The sequence below is a fragment of the Vibrio salilacus genome, from assembly GCF_002811245.1.
GTDB lineage: Bacteria > Pseudomonadota > Gammaproteobacteria > Enterobacterales > Vibrionaceae > Vibrio > Vibrio salilacus.
Map to the genome: position 1 here is coordinate 77,663 of NZ_NIVQ01000011.1, position 25,568 is coordinate 103,230.

Below are 25,568 nucleotides of genomic sequence, written 5' to 3' on the forward strand. Positions count from 1 at the left end.
TGCTGAGGTAACTATATAAAAAAGCCGCGACAAGCGCGGCTTTTTTTCAATAATAATCCATTAAAACGGGATGTCGTCATCAAAATCCATCGGCGGCTCATTATATTGAGGCTGCGCCTGCTGTGGTTGAGATTGAGGTTGCTGCGCTGGCTGCTTTTGCATCGCCGGCTGTTGAGGTTGTCCCCAACCACCTTGCTGAGCTTGTTGAGGTTGAGATTGCCCCATACCACCTTGAGCTGGTGCACCACCTTGCGCACGGCCACCTAACATTTGCAGAACCCCCGTGTAACCTTGGACCACAACTTCCGTTGTATAACGGTCTTGGCCGCTTTGGTCTTGCCACTTACGCGTCTGCAATTGACCTTCTACATAGACTTGAGAGCCTTTACGTAGATATTCGCCCGCCACTTCGGCCAACTTGCCAAACAAAGCAACACGATGCCACTCTGTTTTTTCACGCTGTTCGCCCGTCGCTTTATCACGCCATGATTCAGACGTTGCAATAGTAATGTTGGCAACTGCACCGCCACTCGGCATGAAACGTACCTCTGGGTCAGTGCCCAGATTACCGACTAAAATAACTTTGTTCACTCCACGGCTAGCCATGTTTTGCTCCGTCTAAATTTGGGTTGTTCATAAAATAGCACATAAGGATAACACGCTTTGTGCTCGCAACAAATCTCTCAACCACAATGTCGTTTCAGTTTATCAAGCAACATCAAACTGAGTCCATTTTTAGAGTCGTCTCAAGCTGTAACAATGCTGAGTAATCAGTAAATTACCTAGCCATATGAATCGCAGCGCAAACACTCAACCAAAATTAGCGCACCTCTAAGACTTGCCGCACTCTGTCACTAAATTATTACAACCTTAGGGTCTGTTTATCTTTCACGGTTAAATTTGTTCGAAAAATCAACAGACCCTAGTATTAGAGGACATGACATTATGGCTAGAAGCATATATACCCGAACCATCTCCTTCCTATGTGAAGACTCATCGCTTAAACAACCGTTTATCGATCAACTAGAACAAAAGTTAGGAATGGTAATACCACGAATAATACCAAACGAACTTCTGCTCGCCTTACAACAACACAAACATCGCATTTTGCTGGTTGATTACCATAACTACACTAAGCTTAAAAGCCAGATACGCGCCCTTCCCTTAGCGGACAAATCCTTTGAAACCATTGTGTTTAACGTTAGCCAGCGATTGACTACTGACGAGCTTTTGGCGTTTGGCCATTTGAAAGGGGTATTTTATAAAGACATCAATATTGATTTGATCATGCGCGGTTGTGAAGCTGTGATCAACGGAGAAAACTGGCTGCCGAGAAAAGTGACCGCTCAATTGCTGTTTCACTATCGCAGTGTCGTCGATACGCAAACCACTCCTGCCACCGTCGATCTGACCGCGCGTGAAATTCAAATTTTGCGTTGCCTAATGAATGGCTCTTCAAATATACAGATCGCCGAAGACATGTTTATTAGCGAGTTTACCGTGAAATCACACTTGCAAAAGATTTTCAAAAAACTCGGGGCGAAAAACCGCGTTCAAGCAGCCGCTTGGGCCAAACAACACATGAGAAACTAAATCGACTACAATTGTTTCGTTATTCTGAGCGCACAGTGATTATCTCATTTAGAGTTTCATGATAAAGTCGCGCCAGTTTGATGAATAATAACAAGTTAAGGGTTCTACTCATGATAAAAAAATGCCTGTTTCCAGCCGCGGGTTACGGTACACGTTTTTTACCTGCAACCAAATCAATGCCAAAAGAGATGATGCCAGTGGTGAACAAACCATTGATTGAATATGGCGTCGAAGAGGCCATTCAAGCAGGTATGAATGGAATGTGTATTGTCACTGGACGTGGTAAACACTCGATCATGGACCACTTTGACATGAATTATGAGCTCGAACATCAGATCAGTGGCACCAACAAAGAAGATCTGCTGATTGATATTCGCGATATTATTGATACCGCCAACTTCACCTATATTCGCCAACGTGAGATGAAAGGTCTCGGTCATGCAATTTTGACCGGCCGTGAATTAATTGGTGACGAACCGTTTGCGGTGGTTTTAGCCGATGACTTGTGTGTTAACGAGCAGCAAGGTGTACTAGCGCAAATGGTTGCTCTATTTAAGCAGTTCCGTTGCTCGATTGTTGCTGTGCAAGAGGTGCCAGCGGATGAAACCCATAAATACGGCGTTATTGCCGGTGAGATGATCAAAGACGATATTTATCGCGTCGATGACATGGTAGAAAAACCTGAACCAGGCACTGCGCCGAGCAACCTTGCCATTATTGGCCGCTACATTTTAACCCCAGATATTTTTGAGTTAATCGAAAATACTGAACCCGGTAAAGGCGGCGAAATTCAAATTACCGATGCGCTGCTCAAACAAGCGCAAGCAGGCTGCGTACTTGCCTATAAATTTAAAGGTCAGCGTTTTGACTGTGGGAGCGTCGAAGGATACATCGAAGCGACCAATTATTGCTTTGAAAACCTCTATCTTAAAGACACCAAGACCTCAGAATTGGGCAAACAAACCACCACCAAAGAGAGCGAGTAATATCAACCTTTGAGTGGTAATGAAAGGCAACTTGAATAGTTGCCTTTACTGTTTTTTTATCCAGTATTTATTGGCACATTTCTCACACTATGTAATACTTAGCCAACTAATTTTTGCATAGAGTGACAAGCATGGATCAGATAGAAGTCCGCGGCGCCCGCACCCATAACCTGAAGAACATTAATCTCACCATTCCCCGAGATAAAATCACTGTCATTACTGGTTTATCAGGCTCAGGCAAGTCCTCGCTTGCTTTTGATACCCTCTATGCAGAAGGCCAACGTCGTTACGTCGAATCACTCTCTGCTTATGCACGCCAGTTTTTATCCTTGATGGAAAAGCCCGATGTCGACCACATTGAAGGCTTGTCACCAGCGATATCGATTGAACAAAAATCCACTTCACATAACCCGCGTTCCACGGTTGGAACCATTACCGAAGTGTACGATTACCTGCGTTTACTTTACGCTCGCGTTGGCGAACCTCGCTGTCCAGAGCACAAAGTTCCCCTTGCGGCGCAAACCATTTCTCAGATGGTCGATAAAGTTTTGGAGTTACCCGCTGGCTCAAAAATGATGCTACTGGCACCCATCGTCAAAGAGCGAAAAGGCGAGCACGTTAAAACCCTACAGAACTTAGCCGCGCAAGGCTTTATCCGCGCTAGAATCGATGGTGAAACCTGCGATCTATCCGATCCTCCGACGCTTGAATTACACAAGAAACACACGATTGAGGTGGTGGTTGATCGATTCAAAGTCCGCGATGACTTGCAACAACGGCTAGCCGAGTCTTTTGAAACCACGTTAGAGCTCTCTGGCGGGATTGCGGTACTTGCACCGATGGAAGGCACAGACGATGAAGTGGTTTTTTCCGCCAATTTTGCTTGCCCACATTGTGGCTATAGCATGCAAGAACTTGAGCCACGCCTGTTTTCATTCAATAATCCAGCAGGTGCTTGCCATACCTGTGATGGCTTGGGCGTCCAGCAATACTTTGATCCAGCCAGAGTGATTGTCGATGACAGTTTAAGTTTGGCGCAAGGGGCCATTCGCGGTTGGGATCAAAAGAATTATTATTACTTTCAGATGCTTTCATCGCTTGCGGAACATTATGGTTTTGATCTTCATCTGCCGTTTAAGTCATTGGCGAAAAAGACTCGAGAAATCATTCTTACCGGTTCAGGCCGAGCTGAGATCGAGTTCAAATACATCAATGACCGCGGTGATATTCGCGTTAAACGTCATCCATTTGAAGGGATTCTTAATACGCTAGAACGCCGTTATCGTGACACTGAATCCAATGCCGTCCGAGAGGATTTAGCCAAGTACATTTCGACCAAAACCTGCGCTAGCTGTGACGGTAGCCGTTTGCGCATAGAAGCACGCAATGTCTTTATTAACGATACCACGCTCTCTCAGATCGTTGAGTTAAGTATCGCCGATGCGCTGCGCTTTTTTGCCTCCCTGCAACTAGAAGGCCAACGTGCGCAAATCGCTGAAAAAGTGATGAAAGAGATTAACGACCGACTGCAATTTTTAGTCAATGTCGGTCTCAACTACTTAAATTTATCCCGCAGTGCCGAAACCCTTTCTGGCGGCGAAGCGCAGCGTATTCGTTTAGCGAGCCAAATTGGTGCCGGACTCGTCGGCGTGATGTATGTGCTTGATGAGCCTTCCATTGGTTTGCATCAACGTGATAACGAACGTCTACTGAAAACCCTTACCCACCTGCGCGATTTAGGCAATACGGTACTGGTGGTTGAGCATGACGAAGATGCAATTCGGATGGCTGATCATGTGATTGATATCGGTCCAGGAGCGGGTGTTCATGGCGGCAATGTGGTTGCGCAAGGCACCATGGCTGAGATCATTGCCAACCCTAACTCGCTAACGGGTCAGTATTTAAGTGGCAAACAACAGATCGCCATTCCTGAAACTCGCACGCCTAGAGACAGTAAAAAAGTCGTCGAACTTATTGGTGCCTCTGGCAACAACTTAAAGAATGTCAACCTCGAGATCCCTGTCGGGCTGTTTAGTTGTATTACCGGTGTTTCTGGGTCGGGTAAATCCACCTTAATCAACGATACTTTCTTTAAAATTGCTCATACCCAGCTTAACGGCGCCACCACCGCCATGCCAGCGCCGTATAAAAAGATTAAAGGGTTAGAGCACTTTGATAAGGTTATCGATATTGACCAGAGCCCTATTGGTCGAACACCGCGTTCAAATCCCGCCACTTATACCGGCATCTTTACCCCAATTCGTGAACTGTTTGCAGGAACCCAAGAGTCACGCTCACGTGGTTATAAACCAGGGCGTTTTAGCTTTAATGTCCGGGGCGGTCGCTGTGAAGCGTGTCAGGGGGATGGCGTAATCAAGGTTGAAATGCACTTCTTACCTGATGTTTATGTCCCTTGTGATGTGTGTAAAGGCAAGCGCTACAACCGCGAAACACTAGAGGTTCGCTATAAAGGCAAGAGCATTGATGAAGTGCTAGAGATGACGGTAGAAGATGCTCATCAATTCTTCCAGCCCGTCCCTGTGATTGCACGAAAACTGCAAACCTTAATCGATGTCGGCCTCTCTTATATTCGTCTTGGTCAGGCCGCAACAACCCTTTCAGGTGGTGAAGCGCAACGGGTCAAACTGGCTCGAGAACTATCCAAACGCGACACCGGAAAAACCTTGTATATTCTCGATGAGCCGACGACAGGTCTGCACTTCCACGATATCAAGCAGCTACTTGCGGTCTTGCATCGCCTGCGTGATCATGGCAACACGGTCGTGGTGATTGAACACAATTTAGATGTGATAAAAACCGCTGACTGGATCATTGACCTAGGGCCTGAAGGTGGCCAAGGTGGCGGCGATATTATTGCGTCTGGCACTCCTGAAGCGGTAGCGCTGGTTGAGGGGTCACACACAGCGCGATTCCTTAAACCTATGTTAAGTTAACATTTAGTTGTAAGATTAACAGACCAGTGGCTGCCTCACTGGTCTGTTTTTTTTGAGGTGTTGTAATTTATGGCGACTACGCATGTAGCTGGAACAGAGCTGGAAATCAAGGCGCCGAAGCCGCCGTTAATCAAACCTTTCTTAGTGTCTATTGCAATCGTATTTTTGCTAGCGATGCACTGGTTTATGCCCAATCCGGGCGGCTCTGGACTTGCACTCTCTTTTAATGCCACAACATGGCTCGCCATCAGCTTCTCACTTGCGATTGGCTTCTACCAGATCGGCTCGGAAGGAGCGCTCCGTTACAACAAACTGACTCTAGGATTATTCATCTGCTGTGTGATGATGACACTGCCCGTTCTCTATACCAGCGCCAATCCCAATTTGGCCGTCGGTAGATTAATTGGTTTATGGGCGGGCTACTTGTTGTTTGTAGTATTACAACAGATACGTTTTAGCAACAAACAAAAACAGCGCCTGTTGTGGTTTGTAGTCATTGCGGTGTTGATTCAAAGCCTATTCGGCTGGGTGCAATTATTACTCCTCGATCCAGACAATATGTTTGGCTACGACACGCTCAATAATCGCCCTTATGGTATTTTCCAACAGCCCAACGTAATGGCCAGCTTTTTGGCAACTGGCTTAGCACTGTCGGGGTACTTATTGGCACGTCATCCAACCAAATACCAACGCCGAATCAGTGAAGTCGCCTTGCTCTATCTCACCCCGATAGTGACGCTCCCCCTACTGATTGTCTTAGCGTCCCGAACCGGCTGGTTAGGAGCGGTGTTAGGCGTTGTTTTTCTTCTGCACTACCTGTATCGCTTTGCGACGAAAAAGCGTTTTTGGGGCTGGATAGTATCGATTACGCTTGGTATCGTGATCGGTTTCTCTCTTTCGGCTTTACCGGGGCAATCTTCAACGCTGATTGGCAACAAAGCCAACCTTGAAAGTCCAAGACAATATACCTTTCCACAAGCGTTAGATATGTTGATTGAAAAGCCGTTTACCGGTTATGGATACGGCCGCTTTGAGCCGGAGTATCTGGTTTATACCGCACGCCAACATCAGCTCAACCCAAGTTATCAACCTGGACTTGCCGCCATGGATCACCCGCACAATGAACTGCTTTATTGGGGAGTAGAAGGTGGATTGCTGCCTTTATTGGCGATTATACTGGCGGCGTTATTCGTCTTAGCCCGATTATTTCAAGCCAAGAAAGGCACACGTTTAGCCATGTTCGCTTTGTTTGTGCCTATCGTATTACACAGCCAGCTTGAGTATCCGTTTTATCACTCGTCAATACACTGGTTAACCTTTATTATTCTGCTGTTTTGGGTTGACCAACGCGCCAGTCGCTACCGCAGTTTATCATTGCATTTTATTTCAAAAGCCGCACTAAGAGTGACTAGCTTAATAGTCCCTATCGTGACCACCATCTATATGTTGAGCGCTCTACACACCAACTATGTGCTCACTCAATTTGAGCGTTCACAGCCTAAAGATCCACAGATCCTAGAGCGCGTTTCTAACGCTATCGTTTGGCAGGACCGTTACGATTGGGACATTTACAGTACCTACCTTAATCTGGGTCTTATTGAGCAAAATAGCCAGTACATTCAAGCTTACATTGACTGGTCTTTGTCGATTATTAAGGACAAACCGAGACCTGCCTTTTACAGCAACTTGATTTTGGCGTATCTGGGCATTGACGACACGATTAAAGCTGAACAAATCCGTGCCGAAGCTGAGTTCTTATTTCCCAATCGCGATTTTTCACAAATTTACTATATCGCTCCGGACATCGACGCTTTAAAAGCTGATAATCAACAACGAACACACTAAAAAGGGCGACCGTAAGGCCGCTCTATCGCGTAACGTGTGATTATTACTGAGTTAAAGACTCTTCTAGCGCGCGCAAGCATAGGGCCACGTTCTCATGGCGCGCAGCATAGCCCATCAAGCCGATTCGCCACGCTTTGCCGGCTAGCGCACCAAGGCCAGCACCAATTTCTAAGTTATAGGTTTCGAGCAAATGCGCTCGCACTTTCGCTTCATCGATACCTTGTGGAACATAAATCGCATTCAGTTGTGGCAAACGAGACGCTTCAGCCACAACAAATTCAAATCCCAGCTTTTCTAAGCCTTGCTTAAGCTTTTCATGCATCTCACGGTGGCGCTGCCAAGCATTCTCCAGACCTTCTTTTTTCAGCATTAACAGTGCTTCATGTAACGCGTACAAACTATTGACTGGCGCCGTGTGATGATAACTGCGCTTACCCTCGCCACTCCAGTAGCCCAACACTAAGCTCTGATCGAGAAACCAGCTTTGCACTGGCGTGGTCCGTGATTGAATTTTTTCGATCGCCGCAGCAGAAAAGGTTACCGGCGACAAGCCCGGCACACAAGACAGACACTTTTGACTGCCAGAATAGACCGCATCCAATTGCCACTCATCTACTTTTAACGGTACGCCACCAAGCGAAGTTACGGCGTCGACAATGGTTAGTACGCCATGTTGCTTGGCCAATTTACCGAGCGCTTGTGCATCGCTACAAGCGCCCGTCGAGGTTTCTGCATGCACAAACGCCAGCACTTTAGCGTCTGGGTGAGCGCTAAGTGCTTGCTCGACTTTATCGATAGACACTGGTGCGCCCCACTCATCATCAACGACTTCGGCAATACCACCAGCACGAACCACGTTTTCACGCATCCGTTCACCAAATACCCCATTGCGACAGACGATAACTTTCTCACCTGGCTCAATCAAATTAACAAAACACGTTTCCATGCCAGCACTACCCGGAGCCGACACTGCGATGGTAAATTCATTTTCCGTTTGGAACGCGTATTTGAGTAGTGCCTTTAACTCGTCCATCATACCAACAAACAAAGGGTCCAGGTGACCGACCGTTGGGCGACTCAAAGCTTGCAAAACTTGTGGCGAAATATCTGAAGGACCTGGTCCCATAAGAATGCGCTGGGGAGGAATAAAACTTTGAATTGTCATTGGCTGCTCCATCATTATTTTTGTTGTTGTCTTTGTTGTGACTTTCCACCTTAATCGAATTCCACCCCCCCGGCAATTAGCCCAAAGTCGACAGGTCAAACCAGTGTCACAAGTTTGTTAATTTTAAAATGCCATTAAGCAACAAATTCTCGTTGACATCATACGAAGAAACACGTTCAATGCAGAAATAAGTGGTGAATATTTATGCCACTGGCAAATTATTTTGCAGAAGAGGAGCACTGCCCAGGTAGGTGTGTTGTGGAGCCGCAACTCCAACACAATTCATCGAGGGGGAGCAGTGCCGAGGTAGTTCCGAGGTGCCGGCTTGGATCTATCGGTTGTTAGGGTTGAATCCCTACGACTGTCATCAGCCCCGTCTGATGATGAGCTTCTGAGGTACATCATTCAAAAATAGACCTCTCTTTCGCTCAACTCTCTTCATCAAAGTAAAAACATTGGATGTTGGTCTAATGACCAAATTTTTTATTTCAGGAAGTCGTGGGAGATACGCTGTGAGCAGTTTTAATGTCGCTAAATTTGGTGGAACAAGCGTTGCAAACTTTGAAGCAATGAGCCGCTGTGCTGCCATTATCGAAAATAACCCGAACACCAAACTGGTCGTCAGTAGTGCGTGCTCCGGCGTGACGAATCTATTAGTTGAGCTCGCCAATGGGGTGCAAGATCACTCTCGTCGTAGTGAATTATTGGCCCAACTCGCCCACATTCACGATGCAGTACTCAATCAGCTTAATGAGCCAACTCAAGCAGCAAGTGAGGTATATGCCATTCTTGATACCGTGACCAGCCTGGCTGAAGCGGCGTCAATTCAGTCAAGCAACAAACTGACTGATCATCTCGTCGCATGTGGTGAGTTAATGTCGACTCACTTACTGACGCAGTTAATGAAGGAACGTGGCATTAACGCGGTACGTTTCGATATCCGCGATATCATGCGCACCGATGATAATTTTGGTAAAGCAGAGCCCAAACTCGAGCGTATCGCTGAGCTAGCCAAAACCGCTTTGGTTCCTGTTTGCCAAGAACACGTTGTCGTCACTCAGGGATTTATCGGCTCAGATGAGCAAGGCAACACTACAACCCTTGGTCGCGGAGGCAGTGATTATAGCGCAGCTTTGATTGCCGAAGCGGTTGCGGCGGCAGGCCTAGAGATTTGGACTGATGTTCCGGGGATTTACACCACCGATCCACGGATTGCCGCTAAAGCCTCACCGATTCCAGAAATCAGCTTTAGTGAAGCCTCTGAAATGGCCAACTTCGGCGCTAAAATCCTGCATCCATCGACCTTGGTCCCGGCACTACGCCATGACATTCCGGTCTTTGTTGGTTCATCGAAAGAGCCAGAAAAAGGCGGAACGTGGATTCGTCACCAAGTCGAAAGTTCACCTCTGTTTCGAGCCTTGGCATTACGTTGCAATCAAACCATGGTCACGCTGCGCAGTGCAAACATGTTCCATGCGTATGGTTTTCTTGCCAAAGTGTTTGAAATTTTAGCTAAACATAAAGTCTCGGTCGATTTGATTACTACCTCAGAGATCAGTGTCTCACTGACTTTAGATCAAACGGGCACCTCTGGCGGCGCTCCGCAATTACCACCAGCGGCCAAACTCGAGCTCGAAGAGCTGTGCAGTGTTGAGGTTGAACATAACTTATGTTTAGTGGCACTGATTGGGAATAACATGAGTGAAAGCAAAGGCTATGCAAAACAAGTCTTTGGTACACTGGAAGACTTCAATCTACGTATGATCTGTTACGGTGCGAGCCCGCACAATCTGTGTTTTTTGGTCAATGAGTCTGTTTCCAAGTCAGCGATCCAAAAGCTGCATGCCGAGCTATTTGAAGCCGCGTAACCATCACCGAGTAACAATCAAGACAAACAAAAAAGGTTGGCCCGCGCCAACCTTTTTTATCGATGACCGTTGCTATTCACCGGCCACTTTCATCCGCTCAAGCAAAATAGAACCAGTCTGAATTTGAGACCGCGTTTCAACATCGTTGCCCACAGCGACAATTTGATTGAACATCTGTTTTAAATTACTCGCAATGGTAATTTCAGACACTGGATACTGAATTTGACCATTTTCAACCCAGAAGCCAGCGGCGCCACGAGAGTAATCACCGGTAACAATGTTAACACCTTGCCCCATCACTTCAGTAACCAATAAACCGGTACCTAATTCGTTGAGCATCTGTTCGAAATTCTGCCCAGTCGAGTTAACAAACCAGTTGTGAATCCCGCCCGCGTGACCGGTTGGTGTCATGTCCATTTTACGCGCGGCGTAGCTCGTTAGTAGATACGTGGCGAGCACACCATCTGTAATGATCTCTCTATCTTGAGTGAACACCCCTTCACTATCGAATGGGCTTGATGCCAAACCGCGCAGTATGTGTGGCTTTTCCGCAACGTTAAACCATTCAGGCAGTACTTGTTGCCCCAATTGATCAAGTAAAAACGACGATTTACGGTACAAGTTGCCGCCGCTGATCGCCATCACTAAATGCCCCAACAATCCCGTTGCCACATCCGCTGCAAACATCACTCGATAGTGACCGGTTTTGAGCTTTTGCGCATCCAAACGACTGACGGTTTTTTCAGCGGCTTTCTGGCCGACCATTTGAGGAGTCCAAAGATCATCTTTATGACGTGCAACCGTGTAACTGTAGTCGCGTTCCATTTCCCCATTGCGCCCCTGGCCAATGACACTGCAACTGGTGCTATGGCGGCTAGACGCATAACTGGCGAGCAAACCGTGACTGTTACCATATACTCTCAAACCGTAGTGGCTATCGTAACTTGCGCCATCGCTTTGTTTGATTTTATCGCTAAATGACAAGGCTTGTTGTTCAGCAGCAATCGCCACCTCAGCAGCACTGTCTGGATCCGGCGTGTCTGGGTGAAACAAGTCAAGTTCAGGAATATCTTTGACCATCAACTCTTTCGCAGCAGGACCAGCAAAAGGATCTTCAGAGGTGAACTGAGCGATATCAAGCGCCGCTCGCACCGTCTGTTCAATGGCTTTTTCACTTAAGTCAGAAGTCGACGCGCTGCCTTTGCGTTGGTTACGATAAACCGTGATGCCAAGAGCACCATCGCTATTAAATTCGACGTTTTCTACCTCACACATACGGGTAGAAACACTCAAGCCTGTGGTTTTACTGATCGCCACTTCAGCCGCATCAGAATTCGCTGCTGCCATCTCCAATGCCTTTGCTACGGCAGCTTCTAGCTCAACGCGCTGTTGAGCAACTTGCTCTTTTACGTCCATATCTACTTCATTTCTTAAGATCAATTGCCATTAGGATAACAAGAATTTCGCTTTCTCCCCACGATTCTTGTTAAAATAGAGAAATAGATGGTCATATTAGGGTAGAAAGATGGCACGTAAAAACCAAAAAGCGCCATGGGAAGAAGAAGAAGAGATCATTTGGGTCAGCAAAACCGAAATGAAACGCGACATGGAAGAGCTACAAAAGCTTGGTGAAGAGCTGGTTGAACTTAGACCGTCGGCGCTAGAAAAATTTCCTTTGAGTGAAGACCTAGCCGATGCAATAAAAGACGCCCAACGCTTCAAGAACGAAGCACGTCGTCGTCAGTTGCAATACATTGGCAAGTTAATGCGTTTTGAAGATATCGAACCACTGCAAGCAGCGCTAGATAAAGTCCGCAACAAACACTCACAGGCAACAGCAGAGTTACACAAACTTGAGCTGCTGCGTGACCGTATTGTTGAAAAAGGCGATGAAGCGATCTCAGAGGCAACCGAGCTTTATCCAAGTGCAGATCGTCAGCGATTACGCCAATTGGCTCGCCAAGCCAACAAAGAGAAACAAGCCGGTAAGCCAGCTAAAGCGTATCGTGAAATCTTCCAAGTGCTTAAAGCGCTCAATGAAGAAGAGAGTTAAGTGATTAGCGATTAGCGATTAGCGATTAGCGATTAGCGATTAGCGATTAGATTTAAGGGTTGACGTGCATGCGTCAACCCTTTTCGTTACCCACCTCACCATTTCATCACGACAGCGATATTGAGACGCCTGACTTTTTTAATCACTGGCACGGACAAATTCGCTCAATGCTGGGTGACAATGCTGCGTTGTAAGCTCGGTGACAGGGCCATTCGCGGCCACTTTTCCATCGGCCACAAAAATAAAGTCACTCGCGATCGATCTAGCATCACTAATGTGGTGTGTCACCATCAACACTGTAATGTGTCGTTCATCAGCTAGCTTGCTCACTAAGGCGAGCATCTCTTCGCGTAAAATAGGATCAAGGGCAGAAAAGGGCTCGTCCAGTAGCCAAATAGGATGCGGCTGAACAAAACAGCGCGCCAATGCGACTCGTTGACGCTGACCGCCTGAGAGCTGTTCAGGAAGACGATCAAGGTAAGCATCGACTCCGACTTGTTGCGCCGCTTGAACCACTTGCTGCTGCTGCTGAGGCGTCAGCTTAAGCCCAGGGTGCAAGCCTAAAGCAATGTTCTGCTGCACCGTTAAGTGGGCAAACAGATTATGCTCTTGAAACAACATTGCACATGGCCTTTGGTGTGGCGCACGGCCAACAAGATTGACCCCATCGACCATAATTTGCCCTTTGCTCGGCTCAATAAAGCCTGCCACTAGCGCCAGTAAGGTGGATTTACCGGCACCACTCGGCCCCATCAGAGCAACAATCGAACCTTGGCCGAGAGTGACATCAAAATGGAATAGCTCATCATGATAATAATAATCGACCTTATTGAGACTTAACATACTTGACCTTATCGTTGGCGTTAAACAACACTTCGAGTAGCGAAAAGCAACCGACGCTGAGCAGTAACAGGGTTAGCGATACCACTGCGGCAGCTTCCATCTGATAACTGCCAAGCAGTTGAAACAGATACAGTGGCAGAGTTCGAAACTCTTGGCTGCCAAACAGTGCAATCGCACTCAGATCGCCAATCGCCAACATAAAGCTAATGGCAAAGGCATGGGCAAACGGCTTTTTCAATGCTCGCCACTCAACCACTTTAAAACGCTGCCAACCTTTAAGGCCTAAACTCGCACATAAGTACTGATAATGCTGTTCTATATGTAACATAGGTTGAGCAAGGGTTTTTATCACATATGGCAAGCTCATTAACGCATTGACCGCAACGACCACAACAAACGCTAGACTGAACACATCGGTTATCGTACGCAGCAGCAAAAACAGCCCAGTAGAGACCACCAACCCTGGCGTAACCAATATGATCGTTGCCATTAACTCAATATGATCAGCACTTTTATGCCGTCGATTGAGCCTTAAACGGCGACTGGTTAACAAAATCGCATAACCACTGACGACCGCAATCACGCTAGCCAACGTCGCCACTTTCAATGAAGCCAGTAATGCCGACCAAAAACGACTGTCTGCAAACACGGTCAGCGCTTTGCTATTGAAACCACTGAGTACCACCATCAATAGCGGGGGTAACACCAATAACATCGCCAAACCAATCCAGCTCCAATCCCAGCATTTTATGTAGCCACTGTCTCTCACTAACCGGAGGTTCTTTGCTTGCGAGCCCACCGCTGTCGCCATCGGTTTGGCTAAGCGCTGAATCGTTAACGCCATGATCGCGCACAGCAGCATTTGCCACAGCGCCAATAACGCCCCAGTTTGGAGATCAAAATCAAACTTAATCGCTTGATAAATGGCCAGCTCTATTGTGGTCGATTTGGGGCCGCCGCCTAATGCCATTACGGTGGCAAAACTGGTGAAACACAACATAAACACCAAGCCACAAACATGCGGAAGCTGCTGACGCAGTCTCGGCCACTCGACCCAACGGAATTTTTGCCACGCGCTCATACCAAGGTGCGCGCACAACTTATGTTGTTCAAGGGGAATCGTATCTAAGGCTTGCAGTAACAGTCGCGTCGCATACGGCAAGTTAAAAAAAACATGCGCGAGCAAAATACCGTTGAGGCCGTAGATAGAAAAGGGCGGCGCTATATCGAGGCTATTCAGCCATGAAGCGAGCAAGCCACTGTTGCCATAAATAGCTAGCAGACCAAAAACACCGACCAACACGGGCAGCACTAACGTAGTCGCAAACAGTTTAAGCAGCAGTGACTTGCCGAAAAACGCTCGCCTCGACAGTGCGTGAGCAACGGGAATCGCGAGCCCTACGCTAAGTAGTGTCGAAACAAAAGATTGATAGAAACTAAACTTGGTGACATGGCGGTAATAGGGATCGTTCCAGACACTCATCACATCAAGCGTTGGCGCTTGTATTAATAGAGCAGCGAATGCGGATACAACAAAGGCCGCGATGATCATCGCGACCCATAAACCGACTTTAGGAATGGTATACAAAAGACGCCTTTAGAAAGTCAGTGCGTTTTGCCATTCGCGAATCCAAGCTTTGCGGTTTTGCGCCACCTCATCCGCCGAGAAAGCAAGCGATTTGCTCGGCACAGTCAGAGTGTCAAATCCTTGTGGCAATTTAACGTCGGTGACAGGATACATCCAGTTGCCCGTTGGCATTGCCGATTGGAAGGCATCACTAAGAATAAACGCCATAAACTGATCGGCCAGTTTGTCATTTTGAGTACTTTTCACCTTGGCCGCGACCTCTACCTGGGTGTAGTGACCTTCGGCAAAGTTAGCCGCTGCAAACTTTGCATCATTCTCTGCAATCAAATGATAAGCGGGCGATGTGGTGTAAGACAAAACCAAATCCGACTCACCAGCAAGGAACATTGAGTAGGCTTCTGACCAACCTTTGGTGACCGTCACTGTCTTGTTGGCTAACTCTTGCCAAGCTTGCGGCGCAGCCTCACCGTAAACCGATTTAATCCACAACATAAGCCCTTGTCCAGGTGTTGAGGTGCGCGGATCTTGGTAGATCACTTTCAAATCGTCACGAGACTCAATCAACTGTTTAAGGCTGGTTGGTGGGTTAGCCAGTTTCTCTTTGTTGTACACAAAAGCAAAGTAGCCAAAGTCGTAAGGTACGAACGTTTGGTCATCCCACCCATTAGGCAACGTCACCTTACTAGTATCGACGGTATGTGTTGTTAGTAGCCCGGTTTGTTTCGCTTCTGCCATCAGGTTGTTATCTAGGCCCAACACGATATCGGCTTTACTGTTACTGCCTTCCAAACGTAAACGGTTAAGAATCGAGACGCCATCATCGAGCGCGACAAAGTTAACGTCACAACCACATTGCGCTTCAAACGCTTTTTCAATCGTCGGACCTGGGCCCCACTCTGCGGCAAACGAGTCATAGGTGTACACCGTTAAGGTGTCATTCGCCGCTTGGGCGGAAAAAGAGGTGATCAATGCAACGGCAAGGCTGCTGATAGAAATAGGGGTTAGAGTGTGGTTCACTGCTCGCGCTCTCCTTGTGTGAGCGGCACAGGCTTGAGGGACAGTAACTTGGTGTCCAGACTCAATTCCTACGCCAGCATTATCTGGTTCAGGTACACGGGTCCCAAGCAGAGCCTGATCTCAGCCACCAGCCAATAAAGGTTGACTCAGTAGCTCCCCGATGAGTTACGCTCAGATTGTAATAGTTATCAGACTCAATAGCCATCCCCTAATAATTGGAGGTGCAGCTTTAAATATGACGGGGATCATAGCCCCAACGTGGAACGAGCCCTTGCTCAACACCCAAGTGATCGAGAATGCGCGCCACCATAAAGTCAACTAAATCGTCAATCGACGTTGGCTGATGATAAAAACCTGGCGCAGCTGGCATAATAGTGACGCCAAGCTGCGACAGCTTATGCATATTCTCGAGGTGGAGGGTTGAAAATGGTGTCTCACGTACGACCAACAGCAGCTGGCCACGCTCTTTGATCACCACATCGGCGGCACGCTCAATAAGGTTATCCGACATACCGTGAGCAATCGCAGCGACACTGCCTGCCGAACAAGGGCAAACCACCATCTGCTTTGGTGCCGCCGAGCCAGAGGCAACCGGAGAGAACCAATCATCTTTACCACACACCACCAGTTTGTCTGGCGCACAATTAAGCTGTTTGACTAGCGCTTGCTGCGCAGCTTGTGGGTTAGCTGGCAACTTTAGTTCTTGCTCAGTCGCCAACACCACGCGTGCGGCTGAAGAAATCAGCAGATAAACTTGATAATCGGCGGCGAGCAAACACTCTAGCAAACGCAGACCGTAAGGAGCGCCGGATGCGCCAGTAAAAGCTAAGGTGATGGCTTTAGGTTTGTTGTTACTCATAGTTACTCGGTTCAGTCGGCGAGTTTCGCCAATAATTTGCTGTGAATACCTTCGAAGCCGCCGTTACTCATCACCAACACTTTATCACCCGGTTGCGCACTGGCAACAATGTCAGCCACCAGTTGCTCAATGTCATGGGCAACTTGGGCGGGTTGATAACACTGCTCAGCAACATCGGCAACAGACCAATCGATATTATTCGGTTGATAGAGAAACACGCGATCAGCTTTGGCCAATGACGCGGCTAACGTATCTTTGTGCACACCACGTTTCATGGTTGCACTGCGCGGCTCAAGTACCGCGATAATTTTATCCTTGCCGACCTTGTTACGTAAACCACCTAAAGTCAGTTCAATCGCAGTGGGGTGATGAGCAAAATCATCATAAACGGTCACACCGTTAACCTGCCCTTTTAACTCTAGTCGGCGCTTGGTATTAATAAAGGTTGTCAGCGATTGACAAGCGAGGTCGGGGGTAACGCCAACATGGCGCGCCGCTGCAATCGCCATCAAAGCATTATCGACATTGTGATCGCCGACTAAATCCCAATCGACTTGACCCACTTTTTTACCCTGGAACAAAACAGCAAATTTAGAGCCATCGCGCTCAAGCTTTTCAGCCTGCCAATCACCGCCTAAACCACTGAATTCGGTTTCGCTCCAGCAACCACGAGCTAAAACATCGCTAAGCGCCTGATCTTGCTTGGGAGCGAGAATACGACCATTACTTGGTACAGTGCGAACTAAATGATGGAACTGACGCTTAATGGCTTCAAGATCATCAAAAATATCGGCATGATCGAACTCGAGATTATTCATCACCAAGGTACGAGGGTGATAATGAACAAACTTAGAACGCTTATCGAAAAAAGCGCTGTCATATTCATCGGCTTCGACCACAAAAAACATACTCTCGCCCAAACGTGCCGAGACTCCGAAGTTACCCAACACGCCACCAACAAGAAATCCAGGTTGATAACCACACGCCTCGAGGATCCACGCCAGCATACTTGATGTGGTGGTTTTACCATGTGTCCCTGATACGGCAAGCACCCAACGATCATGGAGTAAAAACTCCTGCAGCCACTGTGGGCCTGAGGTATAGCGCAAATTGGTATTAAGCACATGCTCTACGCACGGATTACCGCGGCTCATGGCATTACCGATCACCACTAGGTCGGGCGCAGGATCAAGCTGTGAAGGATCAAAGCCTTCTATTATTTCAATACCTTGTGACTCTAGTAGTGTGCTCATCGGCGGATAAACGTTGGCATCACTACCCGTCACTTTATGCCCCAGTTGACGAGCCAACACCGCTGCGCCACCCATAAATGTGCCGCAAATTCCCAAGATATGAATATGCATAACCGACCCTGCTTTAGGCGAAAAATAATCCGCTCATTATGGCGGCAAAGCACTAAAAAGCGAACTACTTTGACTATCGATTATCATGATAGTCAAATCACTTGGTTACTCTTCAGCCATAAGTCACTACTAGGCAAACAAAATGTAAGTTGTTCTTTAGTCGACAAATAAATTGAGATCTCAAACAGTTAGTTCATTACCAATAAAAAGATCTTACTTTTACACTTAGGCTTGGGTAGTCATTCACGATCCGCAGAGATCTGTCCACCCCATCCTCCCCTATCATTGAGCGACTTTTTAAAGGAAAAATCCATGTCTGGAATGCGCACCCTTGGCGAGTTCATTGTTGAAAAACAAGCGGACTTCCCCCACGCTAGCGGTGATCTATCATCCCTACTCTCTTCAATCCGTCTTGCTGCTAAGATTGTTAACCGTGAAATCAACGCGGCTGGTCTTGGTGACATTACTGGCGCTGTCGGTACGGCGAACGTACAAGGCGAAGATCAACAGAAACTTGATGTCTACGCTAACGATAAATTCAAAGCCGCTTTAGAAGCACGCGATCAAGTGTGTGGTGTGGCCAGTGAAGAAGAAGATGAGGCAGTAGCGTTTAACAAAGAACTGAACAAAAATGCCAAATACGTGGTGTTGATGGATCCACTTGATGGCTCGTCTAACATTGATGTGAACGTTTCTGTTGGTACGATTTTTTCTATCTACCGCCGAGTGTCACCGATTGGTACTCCACCAACACAAGAGGATTTCCTCCAACCAGGCCACAAACAAGTCGCGGCAGGTTATGTGATCTATGGCTCCTCCACCATGTTGGTTTACACCACAGGTAATGGCGTCAACGGCTTCACTTACGATCCATCGCTAGGTACCTTTTGCCTTTCACACGAGAACATGATGATCCCACAACAGGGCAGCATCTACTCAATCAATGAAGGTAACTATATTCGCTTCCCACTGGGCGTAAAAAAATACATTAAATACTGCCAGGAAAGTGCGCCAAGCGACAATCGCCCTTACACCTCTCGTTATATTGGTTCACTGGTTGCTGACTTCCATCGTAACCTGCTTAAAGGCGGTATTTACCTTTACCCAAGTACGCAAAGCCACCCGAACGGTAAGCTGCGCTTGCTGTATGAGTGCAACCCAATGGCTTACATTATTGAACAAGCTGGCGGCGTGGCGTCTGATGGCGTTAACCGCATCATGGACATCAAACCGACGGAGCTGCACCAACGTGTGCCTTTCTTTGTTGGCTCAAAAGATATGGTAAAAAAAGTAGAGCTATTTTTAGAGCAAAATCGCGAACCATCATAATCTGCCAAGCAATTCCAAAAGTAAAAGAGTCGACCAAGGTCGACTCTTTTTTTGTGTGCTGACTCTTTTATCCGCTTAAGTTTGTTAGCTGGTTAAAGTTTATTGGCTAGTTAAACGTGTGTTCGCTGGTCAAAACTTGTTTGCCAGTTAAAGCCTTGAAACCGCAGTCGATCTAAGCACTGAGATATAATCTTATTGAAAGAAAGGATCGAACCTGTCGCAGATACCGTTGAACAACTACCTATACCTTTTGACACCAATCTCCAGAAGCGATCAACACATCAAGATGGCTGGCATCTTGGTAAAAATAGATCCAAGCTAGTCCAAATGGTGTGTCAATTTGCTCTCGTTGATAGGTCACGGGGACATCTTCAAGCAAATCAAGCTGCTCAAGTGTCGCCTCATCAAGTAGATAAACTTCACCAACAATAGGGCTATGTCCTTCGGTTACGGCTGGATACGAACCAAGATCATATAAACTGTAAATAGGTGGCGTGGTGTGTGTGCCAAGCCATTGTGCTTGGGCCATTAGATGATGGTTAACTTCCCCATGGCGTAACGTGCCATAAACAAACACTAAATGTTGCATCCCTACCCTGCCTTTTATGTTCCTAATCAAACTCAAACTGGTATAGCACATCTACCGCGCTGTCGACGCCCGACATCGCTTCTAAATAAAGATCCTGCATCAAACGATAGCGCACCGTAAACTCACCGACTGAATCAAAGATTCCCACGCCATATTTCACTTGCAGTCCTGGAAAAATATAGCCGCTTACCGTTACTTGTGAATCGTCACCTGAACCCGCAGTATCAAGTTGAAGATCCTGAACACCAAAAGCTTCACCAATTTCACCCACCACGCGACCACTTTGCGCTAAGCTAAGACCAATCAAGGTCGTGGTCATCGCATTACCGCCCGTTTCACCATCAATGTCTTGCCCACGCAGTAAATAAGACAAAGCGTTAGCTTGGGGCATTGCCGGTTCAGAGAAAATCATCACCGTCGGTTCACTAGCAGGCCCGGTCACTTTGACCCCTGCGGTAACCTCGTCGCGCGTATTTTCCGGATTACGTATCGCGGTGATCTGAACATAAGGTTGATCGACCGGACCATTCATCAGAATTTTGCCCTCATTTATCCGTAAATCTTGGCCAAATGAGCGATAGGAACCGTCGGTAATATTGATTTCACCAGTGATAAATGGTCCTTTGTCTTTTTGAGCCACATTAAGCTGACCGACTAAACCGCCTTCCAGTCCAAAAGCGGACAATTTAAAGTCATCACCAATCTTAATATTGATATCGGTTTCAACCGCAAAAGGAGCCGAGCTCTGCTCATCGATTGGTTCCAATTGTTGATTCAAAATCACCTGATCTTTCGATACTCCCACCGCACTGGATGGTAATTCTTCAACTAAGATGCGCCCCCAAGGCAGCACAATATCCCCATCAATTCGCGCATAATTTGGCGTGGCAGAGATGATCATGTCAGGCTGAACTTTGATCTTAACCATAGGCGGAAGGTCGACCAACAACTCTTGGGCGTAAACACGCACATTGGTGCTCCAATCTTGCATATCTTGCCAGTCAGCATCACCGGACAACTCTAACTGACCGTCGGGTGTATTCAGCGCCGCCGCCAAAGAGGCTTGATAACCATCAAAGTTAAGCAACACACGACCAGACTCAATTTCAACCGGAGAGATCTCCCCTTTAAGCTTAATGTCATCGACCACAAACCGCCCTTTAACCTGAGGTTGAAGAGCAGGTCCAGTAATCGCCAAGTCTGTTGATATATTGGATTTGAGCTGACTAAACTCACCAATGATCGGGGCGATGAAATCGAGATTGAAGGTTGTCAATTGCAAACGACCATCGAGTTGCTTGTCTTGACTTAAAACATCGGCAATCGCGACATGACCGGAAACATCACCATTGTCCGTGACATCAAGCAACCAATCGGCCTGTAACTGGTTGTTGTCGAGCTGGGCATTGAGCGCCACCGACTCCCAGCCGATACTCACCGCTTGCTCTAACTGTTGGGTCACTTGACCTTTCGGTAGTTGCAGCGCCGCCTTGATATACGGCGGCAAGTCTGGTGCCCACTTAGCGGTTACTTGCGCATTTACTTGCCCTGCAACCACAGTTTGCTGCGGTATCAGCATCGCGATTTGATCAAAATTAAAGTGCTCAAGAGAGATCGTTGCCTCGCCACTTTGACCGACATTGATGTCTTTATCTAGACACAGGGTTGAATCCGCTTGCTGCCAACAATGAGCCGCCACCGAGACTTGTTCAGTCGCCATATCCAAAGCTAAGGCTGTCGATTGAGCCAGACGCCACTCCCCCTGCTTCGAGGACAACTGCATCCGTTTTAAATCCCCACGCCAAGCCAGTTCGGGCTTATCGTCAAGAGCGCCAGAAAGGGTTAACTGGGTCGAAACAATATTTGAGCTAACATCAAGAATTAAATCATGCGCTTGCTGGGAGCCATTCAGATTTAACCTGAGCTCATCAAGCATATAATCTTGATAATGTGCTTGCGTGACTTTGAGCGCTAAACGTCCTTCAGGAGTCGGGAGTGGTGTCACTCGCCCCTTCAGTGTCACCTTCTCGACCTGAGCTTGCTGCTGCCAGTCAATCGCGTCTAGCTCTAAATTAAGGCTAATCTCTGGTGTTTGCAGTGCACCACGTAGTTTGACGTCACCACGTGCTCTACCTTGCAGATCAGGCAGCGTTTTTATCATCTCAGGAAAATGGATCGCCAAGTCCATCTGCCATACTTGACCGAGCTCGCCTTGCGCTTCAATTTTATTCGGCCCATGAGACAAGACCAAACGTGGAGTCTTGACCATCAACTCGCCGTTGCCCGCATGGTCAGCAGCACTCAATGCCCCTTCAATATTGAGCGGATAGCCACGCAGTAAACCATCAATATCCAACTTAGGTAGCTCGACATTCCAACCGCCCTGCTTGGTCAAACTACCAGTAGTAGAGAGCGAGCCACTGAGATCGCCTTCCGCATCTGGCCATTGCAAACCCGGCTGAATATGACTGATGTTTAGATTCGCCGCCCAATTGATTGGCGCTTGCCAGTTGGCCATCACATCCCCCGTCAGGCTGCCCCCCAAGGTCGCCATCTCAACCCGACTTAGCTCAATGTGCGACAAATCCCCTTTGCCTTCGAGTGACAAAGAGAGATCAGGTAAGGCTTGACCTTTGATCTCACTATTCAGTGCTAAGGTATAGCCATCAAGAGATCCACGGCTTTGCAGCGAGTCTAGCGCAACAAAATACTCCCCTTGGCCAGTGAGAGGCCATTGCACGTCAACGTCCGATAGTTGGACATCAAAAGGGAGATCACGACGCAGCGGTTGCAACTGGGCATGAATATCGCCTGTCGCTAACCCATCAAACACTGCCTTCACATCCAAATCAGCGACACTGCCACTGGCTTTAACAACCACCGTTTGTCCTTTGGCTACCGGCTCTTTAACCGTGGCATTGAGGCTAAGTGTCAATGGGTAGTCACCAGCAAGCTTAATATTGGTGGCAAGCTGGGCATTCATTTGCGGCATATCTAGAGTTAAGTTTTTGACATTGACCTGAGATTGCTTGGCATTGGCCACCAAGGCTAAATGATTGACAATCACGGGTGTCGCTTGTTCAAGCTTGAAATCACGAATATCTAAACCGAGCAATTCAATTTGCAGCGGTAGAACCACCTCAGGAAGCTCGATAGTCTCTGATGGCTCATTTGTCGCGCTCGAAACAGTACTCTGCGCTTCGACGCTGTCCTTGTCAGCTAAGGCGACACGAGGCGATATCAGTTCCATTTTATTGATTCGCAGGCGGTTACCTTGAAACGAAGCACCAGTGGTAAACGAGCGCCAACCAATCTGGTGGCCAAGCATATCGAGTTCGATATTGCTCAACGCCAAGCGAGCAACACTGATCGGGATAGGTGAAGTAATCATGCTAGATGATGAAGAGGGGTCACTGGTCTGTGGAGCTTGATCAGCGCTGGGCGGCAATTCAGGCATCGAAAAATTCAAACCGTCAATCGCCAGTTCATCCACACACACTCCCGGTTCGGTCAGGCAGGCGGGATTGATCGCCAATGTCAGCGTTTGTGCTTGCATCGAAATATTCAACTGAGGATCATCAAAGCGTACCTTATTGAGCGTAAATCGCGGCAACACCGCGCCGTCAGTCGCCTCAATCCTTAGCTGTGGCAGGGCTTTTTCGACTCCCCAAACAATCAAGTTCAAGCCGGGGTTGGTCAACAGTAGCATCGCTAATGTCAACAACAGCAAAAACAGCAAGCTGACAACAGAGAGTGAGAGCCACTTCGAGCACTTGATCAGCACTTTAATCATAACTCTGGCCCTAAGGTGAAGTGGATTTGAAATTCATCGCCTGGCGCCGCATCCAATCCCCATGCAAAATCTAAACGAATAGGACCAACAGGTGATGCCCAGCGCACCCCGACCCCAGTACCGCGTTTTAATTCGGGTTGGTCATTAAATGCATCGCCAACATCATAAAATAGTGCGCCCCACCAATTTCCGTAAACACGATACTGATATTCTAATGAACTGGTCGCCATATACTTCGCCCCAGTTAATGCACCGCTAGCATCCCTCGGCGAAATTGACTCGTAACCATAGCCGCGTAAATTATTATCACCACCAACGAAAAAGCGCAAAGAAGGCGATAACTTGTCAAACTGTTCAACAAAGTTTGCGCCGCCATCAAGACGGAAAATGCCGCGATGATTGTCGCCAATACTACGAATCCAAGTCATGCCCCCTATCAAGCGAGTCACGCGCGTTTCCGATAACAGGCTAGGATCGCCATATTCAAGCGTGATACTTTGGCGATCCCCCCACATTGGCATCGCACCACCACGAATACGCGTACGCGACATAGAGATGCCGGGCAGCACAAATTGACCGCTATCATCTTGTATACCTTGCTGGTAATTCTCAATCAAATAGCGTGCGAACAGGGTTCGCTGCCAGCCACTGTCCATAACCCAATAGCGCTCTAACGCAAGATTGGACTCCAAGCTTTTGGTATCGCGGCTATCGAGATTCTTCATGCCATACTGAATACGGTAATACTGTTTTAAGACATCATCGAGCGGGATGCGATAACCAGCGGTCACTGTTTGCTCGGGCGCAGAGAGAGAGAAAGTGCTACTGAAACTGTGTCCACGACTATTGACCCATGGTTTTTTCCACTTCAGCGTGCCACGAACACCCACATCCGTCGAATACCCGAGACCCGTTTCTACTTGATTACGTGCTTGCGGAGCCAAAGAAACTTTCATTGGCAATTCTCTTCCTTGGCCAAGCTGGCTCAAGTCTGGCTCGACAAACACCGATGAGAACCAATCGGTATTCGACAGGTTCTGATTGTATTCACCCACCTGAGACACCAAATAAGGGTCTCCGGATTGATAAGGCGCCAGCGATGCTACTCTGTCCTCTTTTATCTGGCTCCCCGTGATGACATTCTCACCAAAGTGGTAACGAATGCCGCTATCAAAGTGAAGACGAACAAAGGCTTGATTAAGTTCAGGGGCGATTTCCAAACGACTAAGCTGATAGCTGCCTTCAAAATAACCATGACGCAACGCCAGATTACGAATCGAACTTTTTAACGAGTCATACTGGCTATGCACCAGAGGCTGTCCTTGTTTCAACCCACTGTTTTCAATCAAGGCATTAAATTCTGGATCACGGCTAGCTTCGCCGCTGATCTGAATATCAACCAACTCAACTAACACCACTGGACCTGGGTCAATATTGACGGTCATTCGAGTTTGATCGTCTGACACAACAAACTCGTACATGGGGTGATAATACCCTAGCGCGTTGAGAGCCTCGGTGAAATTACGCTCTAAGCGCGCTTGAAAACGTAAACTAACGTCGTAGTCATCTGGTGGAATCGCCGACAAATAAGCATCAACATTATCCAATAAGGCGCTTTCAATACCTTTAATATCCAAATCCAAGCCTTGCGCCCAACTGACAGGCGCAAACGTGAGGAGTGAGATTAGGACTGGTAAAGGCTTTCGGATCATGCTTAATTAT

At 47.6% G+C, this 25,568-nt stretch carries 18 protein-coding genes and 2 riboswitches; of the genes, 7 read left to right on the forward strand and 11 right to left on the reverse strand.

What is annotated here, in order from left to right:
- Window positions 1–60: 60 nt before the first annotated feature.
- Window positions 61–606: a single-stranded DNA-binding protein gene (locus CDZ87_RS09720; RefSeq protein WP_038175286.1), complete on the reverse strand. Its 546-nt coding sequence runs from the start codon at window positions 604–606 to the stop codon at window positions 61–63.
- 339 nt (window positions 607–945) lie between these two features.
- Here CDZ87_RS09720 and CDZ87_RS09725 point away from each other — a divergent pair, with 339 nt between their 5' ends.
- From CDZ87_RS09725 to CDZ87_RS09740, 4 genes are all read left to right on the forward strand, one after another.
- Window positions 946–1,593, forward strand: coding sequence for a response regulator transcription factor (locus CDZ87_RS09725; RefSeq protein WP_100753376.1), 648 nt, complete (start codon window positions 946–948; stop codon window positions 1,591–1,593).
- 110 nt (window positions 1,594–1,703) lie between these two features.
- Complete coding sequence (gene galU / locus CDZ87_RS09730; protein ID WP_100753377.1) at window positions 1,704–2,579, forward strand: UTP--glucose-1-phosphate uridylyltransferase GalU; 876 nt, start codon at window positions 1,704–1,706, stop codon at window positions 2,577–2,579.
- A 131-nt stretch (window positions 2,580–2,710) separates the two neighbouring features.
- Window positions 2,711–5,533: an excinuclease ABC subunit UvrA gene (gene uvrA, locus CDZ87_RS09735; protein WP_100753378.1), complete on the forward strand. Its 2,823-nt coding sequence runs from the start codon at window positions 2,711–2,713 to the stop codon at window positions 5,531–5,533.
- Between the two features lie 69 nt (window positions 5,534–5,602).
- Entirely contained in the window at window positions 5,603–7,378 is a 1,776-nt protein-coding gene (locus tag CDZ87_RS09740; RefSeq protein ID WP_100753379.1) for a PglL family O-oligosaccharyltransferase, read from the forward strand.
- A gap of 43 nt (window positions 7,379–7,421) precedes the next feature.
- On the opposite strand, the gene CDZ87_RS09745 is transcribed toward CDZ87_RS09740, so the two are convergent.
- A complete protein-coding gene (locus CDZ87_RS09745) occupies window positions 7,422–8,543 on the reverse strand; it encodes a pyridoxal-phosphate-dependent aminotransferase family protein (RefSeq protein WP_100753380.1) in 1,122 nt (373 codons plus the stop codon).
- A gap of 221 nt (window positions 8,544–8,764) precedes the next feature.
- Window positions 8,765–8,942: riboswitch (Lysine riboswitch) on the forward strand.
- Window positions 8,943–9,055: 113 nt separating this feature from the next.
- Between CDZ87_RS09745 and lysC the strand changes: the two genes are divergently transcribed.
- Window positions 9,056–10,411, forward strand: a complete 1,356-nt coding sequence (gene lysC / locus CDZ87_RS09750; RefSeq protein ID WP_100753381.1) for a lysine-sensitive aspartokinase 3 — start codon at window positions 9,056–9,058, stop codon at window positions 10,409–10,411.
- Window positions 10,412–10,483: 72 nt separating this feature from the next.
- On the opposite strand, the gene pmbA is transcribed toward lysC, so the two are convergent.
- Complete coding sequence (gene pmbA, locus CDZ87_RS09755; RefSeq protein WP_100753382.1) at window positions 10,484–11,827, reverse strand: metalloprotease PmbA; 1,344 nt, start codon at window positions 11,825–11,827, stop codon at window positions 10,484–10,486.
- Between the two features lie 109 nt (window positions 11,828–11,936).
- Between pmbA and yjgA the strand changes: the two genes are divergently transcribed.
- Window positions 11,937–12,464 carry a ribosome biogenesis factor YjgA gene (gene yjgA, locus CDZ87_RS09760; RefSeq protein ID WP_100753383.1) on the forward strand — a complete coding sequence of 176 codons (528 nt, stop codon included), beginning with the start codon at window positions 11,937–11,939 and terminating at the stop codon, window positions 12,462–12,464.
- A gap of 138 nt (window positions 12,465–12,602) precedes the next feature.
- On the opposite strand, the gene thiQ is transcribed toward yjgA, so the two are convergent.
- The 5 genes from thiQ to mpl all read right to left on the reverse strand — a co-directional run bounded on the left by thiQ (window position 12,603) and on the right by mpl (window position 18,135).
- A complete protein-coding gene (thiQ, locus tag CDZ87_RS09765) occupies window positions 12,603–13,307 on the reverse strand; it encodes a thiamine ABC transporter ATP-binding protein (RefSeq protein WP_100753384.1) in 705 nt (234 codons plus the stop codon).
- On the reverse strand, window positions 13,291–14,895 hold the full coding sequence (thiP, locus tag CDZ87_RS09770; protein WP_100753385.1) for a thiamine/thiamine pyrophosphate ABC transporter permease ThiP: 1,605 nt from the start codon (window positions 14,893–14,895) through the stop codon (window positions 13,291–13,293). The genes thiQ and thiP overlap by 17 nt, the downstream gene beginning before the upstream one ends.
- Window positions 14,896–14,904: 9 nt before the next feature.
- Entirely contained in the window at window positions 14,905–15,912 is a 1,008-nt protein-coding gene (gene thiB / locus CDZ87_RS09775) for a thiamine ABC transporter substrate binding subunit (RefSeq protein ID WP_100753386.1), read from the reverse strand.
- Window positions 15,913–15,960: 48 nt separating this feature from the next.
- A riboswitch (TPP riboswitch) is annotated at window positions 15,961–16,082 on the reverse strand.
- A gap of 59 nt (window positions 16,083–16,141) precedes the next feature.
- A complete protein-coding gene (locus tag CDZ87_RS09780; RefSeq protein WP_100753387.1) occupies window positions 16,142–16,771 on the reverse strand; it encodes a flavin prenyltransferase UbiX in 630 nt (209 codons plus the stop codon).
- 11 nt (window positions 16,772–16,782) lie between these two features.
- Entirely contained in the window at window positions 16,783–18,135 is a 1,353-nt protein-coding gene (mpl, locus tag CDZ87_RS09785; RefSeq protein WP_100753388.1) for a UDP-N-acetylmuramate:L-alanyl-gamma-D-glutamyl-meso-diaminopimelate ligase, read from the reverse strand.
- Window positions 18,136–18,447: 312 nt separating this feature from the next.
- Between mpl and fbp the strand changes: the two genes are divergently transcribed.
- Window positions 18,448–19,464 carry a class 1 fructose-bisphosphatase gene (gene fbp / locus CDZ87_RS09790; protein WP_038175267.1) on the forward strand — a complete coding sequence of 339 codons (1,017 nt, stop codon included), beginning with the start codon at window positions 18,448–18,450 and terminating at the stop codon, window positions 19,462–19,464.
- 241 nt (window positions 19,465–19,705) lie between these two features.
- On the opposite strand, the gene CDZ87_RS09795 is transcribed toward fbp, so the two are convergent.
- From CDZ87_RS09795 to tamA, 3 genes are read right to left on the reverse strand one after another with little or no spacing between them, the layout of a single operon-like run.
- Window positions 19,706–20,053 (reverse strand): gamma-glutamylcyclotransferase family protein, encoded by a 348-nt coding sequence (locus tag CDZ87_RS09795; protein ID WP_100753389.1) that lies wholly within the window; start codon window positions 20,051–20,053, stop codon window positions 19,706–19,708.
- 22 nt (window positions 20,054–20,075) lie between these two features.
- The gene (tamB, locus tag CDZ87_RS09800) at window positions 20,076–23,846 is read right to left on the reverse strand and encodes an autotransporter assembly complex protein TamB (protein ID WP_100753390.1); all 3,771 of its coding nucleotides are present in this window, start codon (window positions 23,844–23,846) and stop codon (window positions 20,076–20,078) included.
- Window positions 23,843–25,558 (reverse strand): autotransporter assembly complex protein TamA, encoded by a 1,716-nt coding sequence (gene tamA / locus CDZ87_RS09805; RefSeq protein ID WP_100753391.1) that lies wholly within the window; start codon window positions 25,556–25,558, stop codon window positions 23,843–23,845. The genes tamB and tamA overlap by 4 nt, the downstream gene beginning before the upstream one ends.
- Window positions 25,559–25,568: the final 10 nt, after the last annotated feature.

Coding starts and splice junctions, on each gene's coding strand:
- tamB (WP_100753390.1), bottom strand. CDS start 23,846: ATGATTAAAGTGCTGATCAAGTGCTCGAAGTGGCTCTCACTCTCTGTT.
- CDZ87_RS09740 (WP_100753379.1), top strand. CDS start 5,603: ATGGCGACTACGCATGTAGCTGGAACAGAGCTGGAAATCAAGGCGCCG.
- CDZ87_RS09780 (WP_100753387.1), bottom strand. CDS start 16,771: ATGAGTAACAACAAACCTAAAGCCATCACCTTAGCTTTTACTGGCGCA.
- pmbA (WP_100753382.1), bottom strand. CDS start 11,827: ATGGACGTAAAAGAGCAAGTTGCTCAACAGCGCGTTGAGCTAGAAGCT.
- galU (WP_100753377.1), top strand. CDS start 1,704: ATGATAAAAAAATGCCTGTTTCCAGCCGCGGGTTACGGTACACGTTTT.
- CDZ87_RS09725 (WP_100753376.1), top strand. CDS start 946: ATGGCTAGAAGCATATATACCCGAACCATCTCCTTCCTATGTGAAGAC.
- thiQ (WP_100753384.1), bottom strand. CDS start 13,307: ATGTTAAGTCTCAATAAGGTCGATTATTATTATCATGATGAGCTATTC.
- yjgA (WP_100753383.1), top strand. CDS start 11,937: ATGGCACGTAAAAACCAAAAAGCGCCATGGGAAGAAGAAGAAGAGATC.
- fbp (WP_038175267.1), top strand. CDS start 18,448: ATGTCTGGAATGCGCACCCTTGGCGAGTTCATTGTTGAAAAACAAGCG.
- CDZ87_RS09720 (WP_038175286.1), bottom strand. CDS start 606: ATGGCTAGCCGTGGAGTGAACAAAGTTATTTTAGTCGGTAATCTGGGC.
- CDZ87_RS09745 (WP_100753380.1), bottom strand. CDS start 8,543: ATGACAATTCAAAGTTTTATTCCTCCCCAGCGCATTCTTATGGGACCA.
- CDZ87_RS09795 (WP_100753389.1), bottom strand. CDS start 20,053: ATGCAACATTTAGTGTTTGTTTATGGCACGTTACGCCATGGGGAAGTT.
- uvrA (WP_100753378.1), top strand. CDS start 2,711: ATGGATCAGATAGAAGTCCGCGGCGCCCGCACCCATAACCTGAAGAAC.
- tamA (WP_100753391.1), bottom strand. CDS start 25,558: ATGATCCGAAAGCCTTTACCAGTCCTAATCTCACTCCTCACGTTTGCG.
- mpl (WP_100753388.1), bottom strand. CDS start 18,135: ATGCATATTCATATCTTGGGAATTTGCGGCACATTTATGGGTGGCGCA.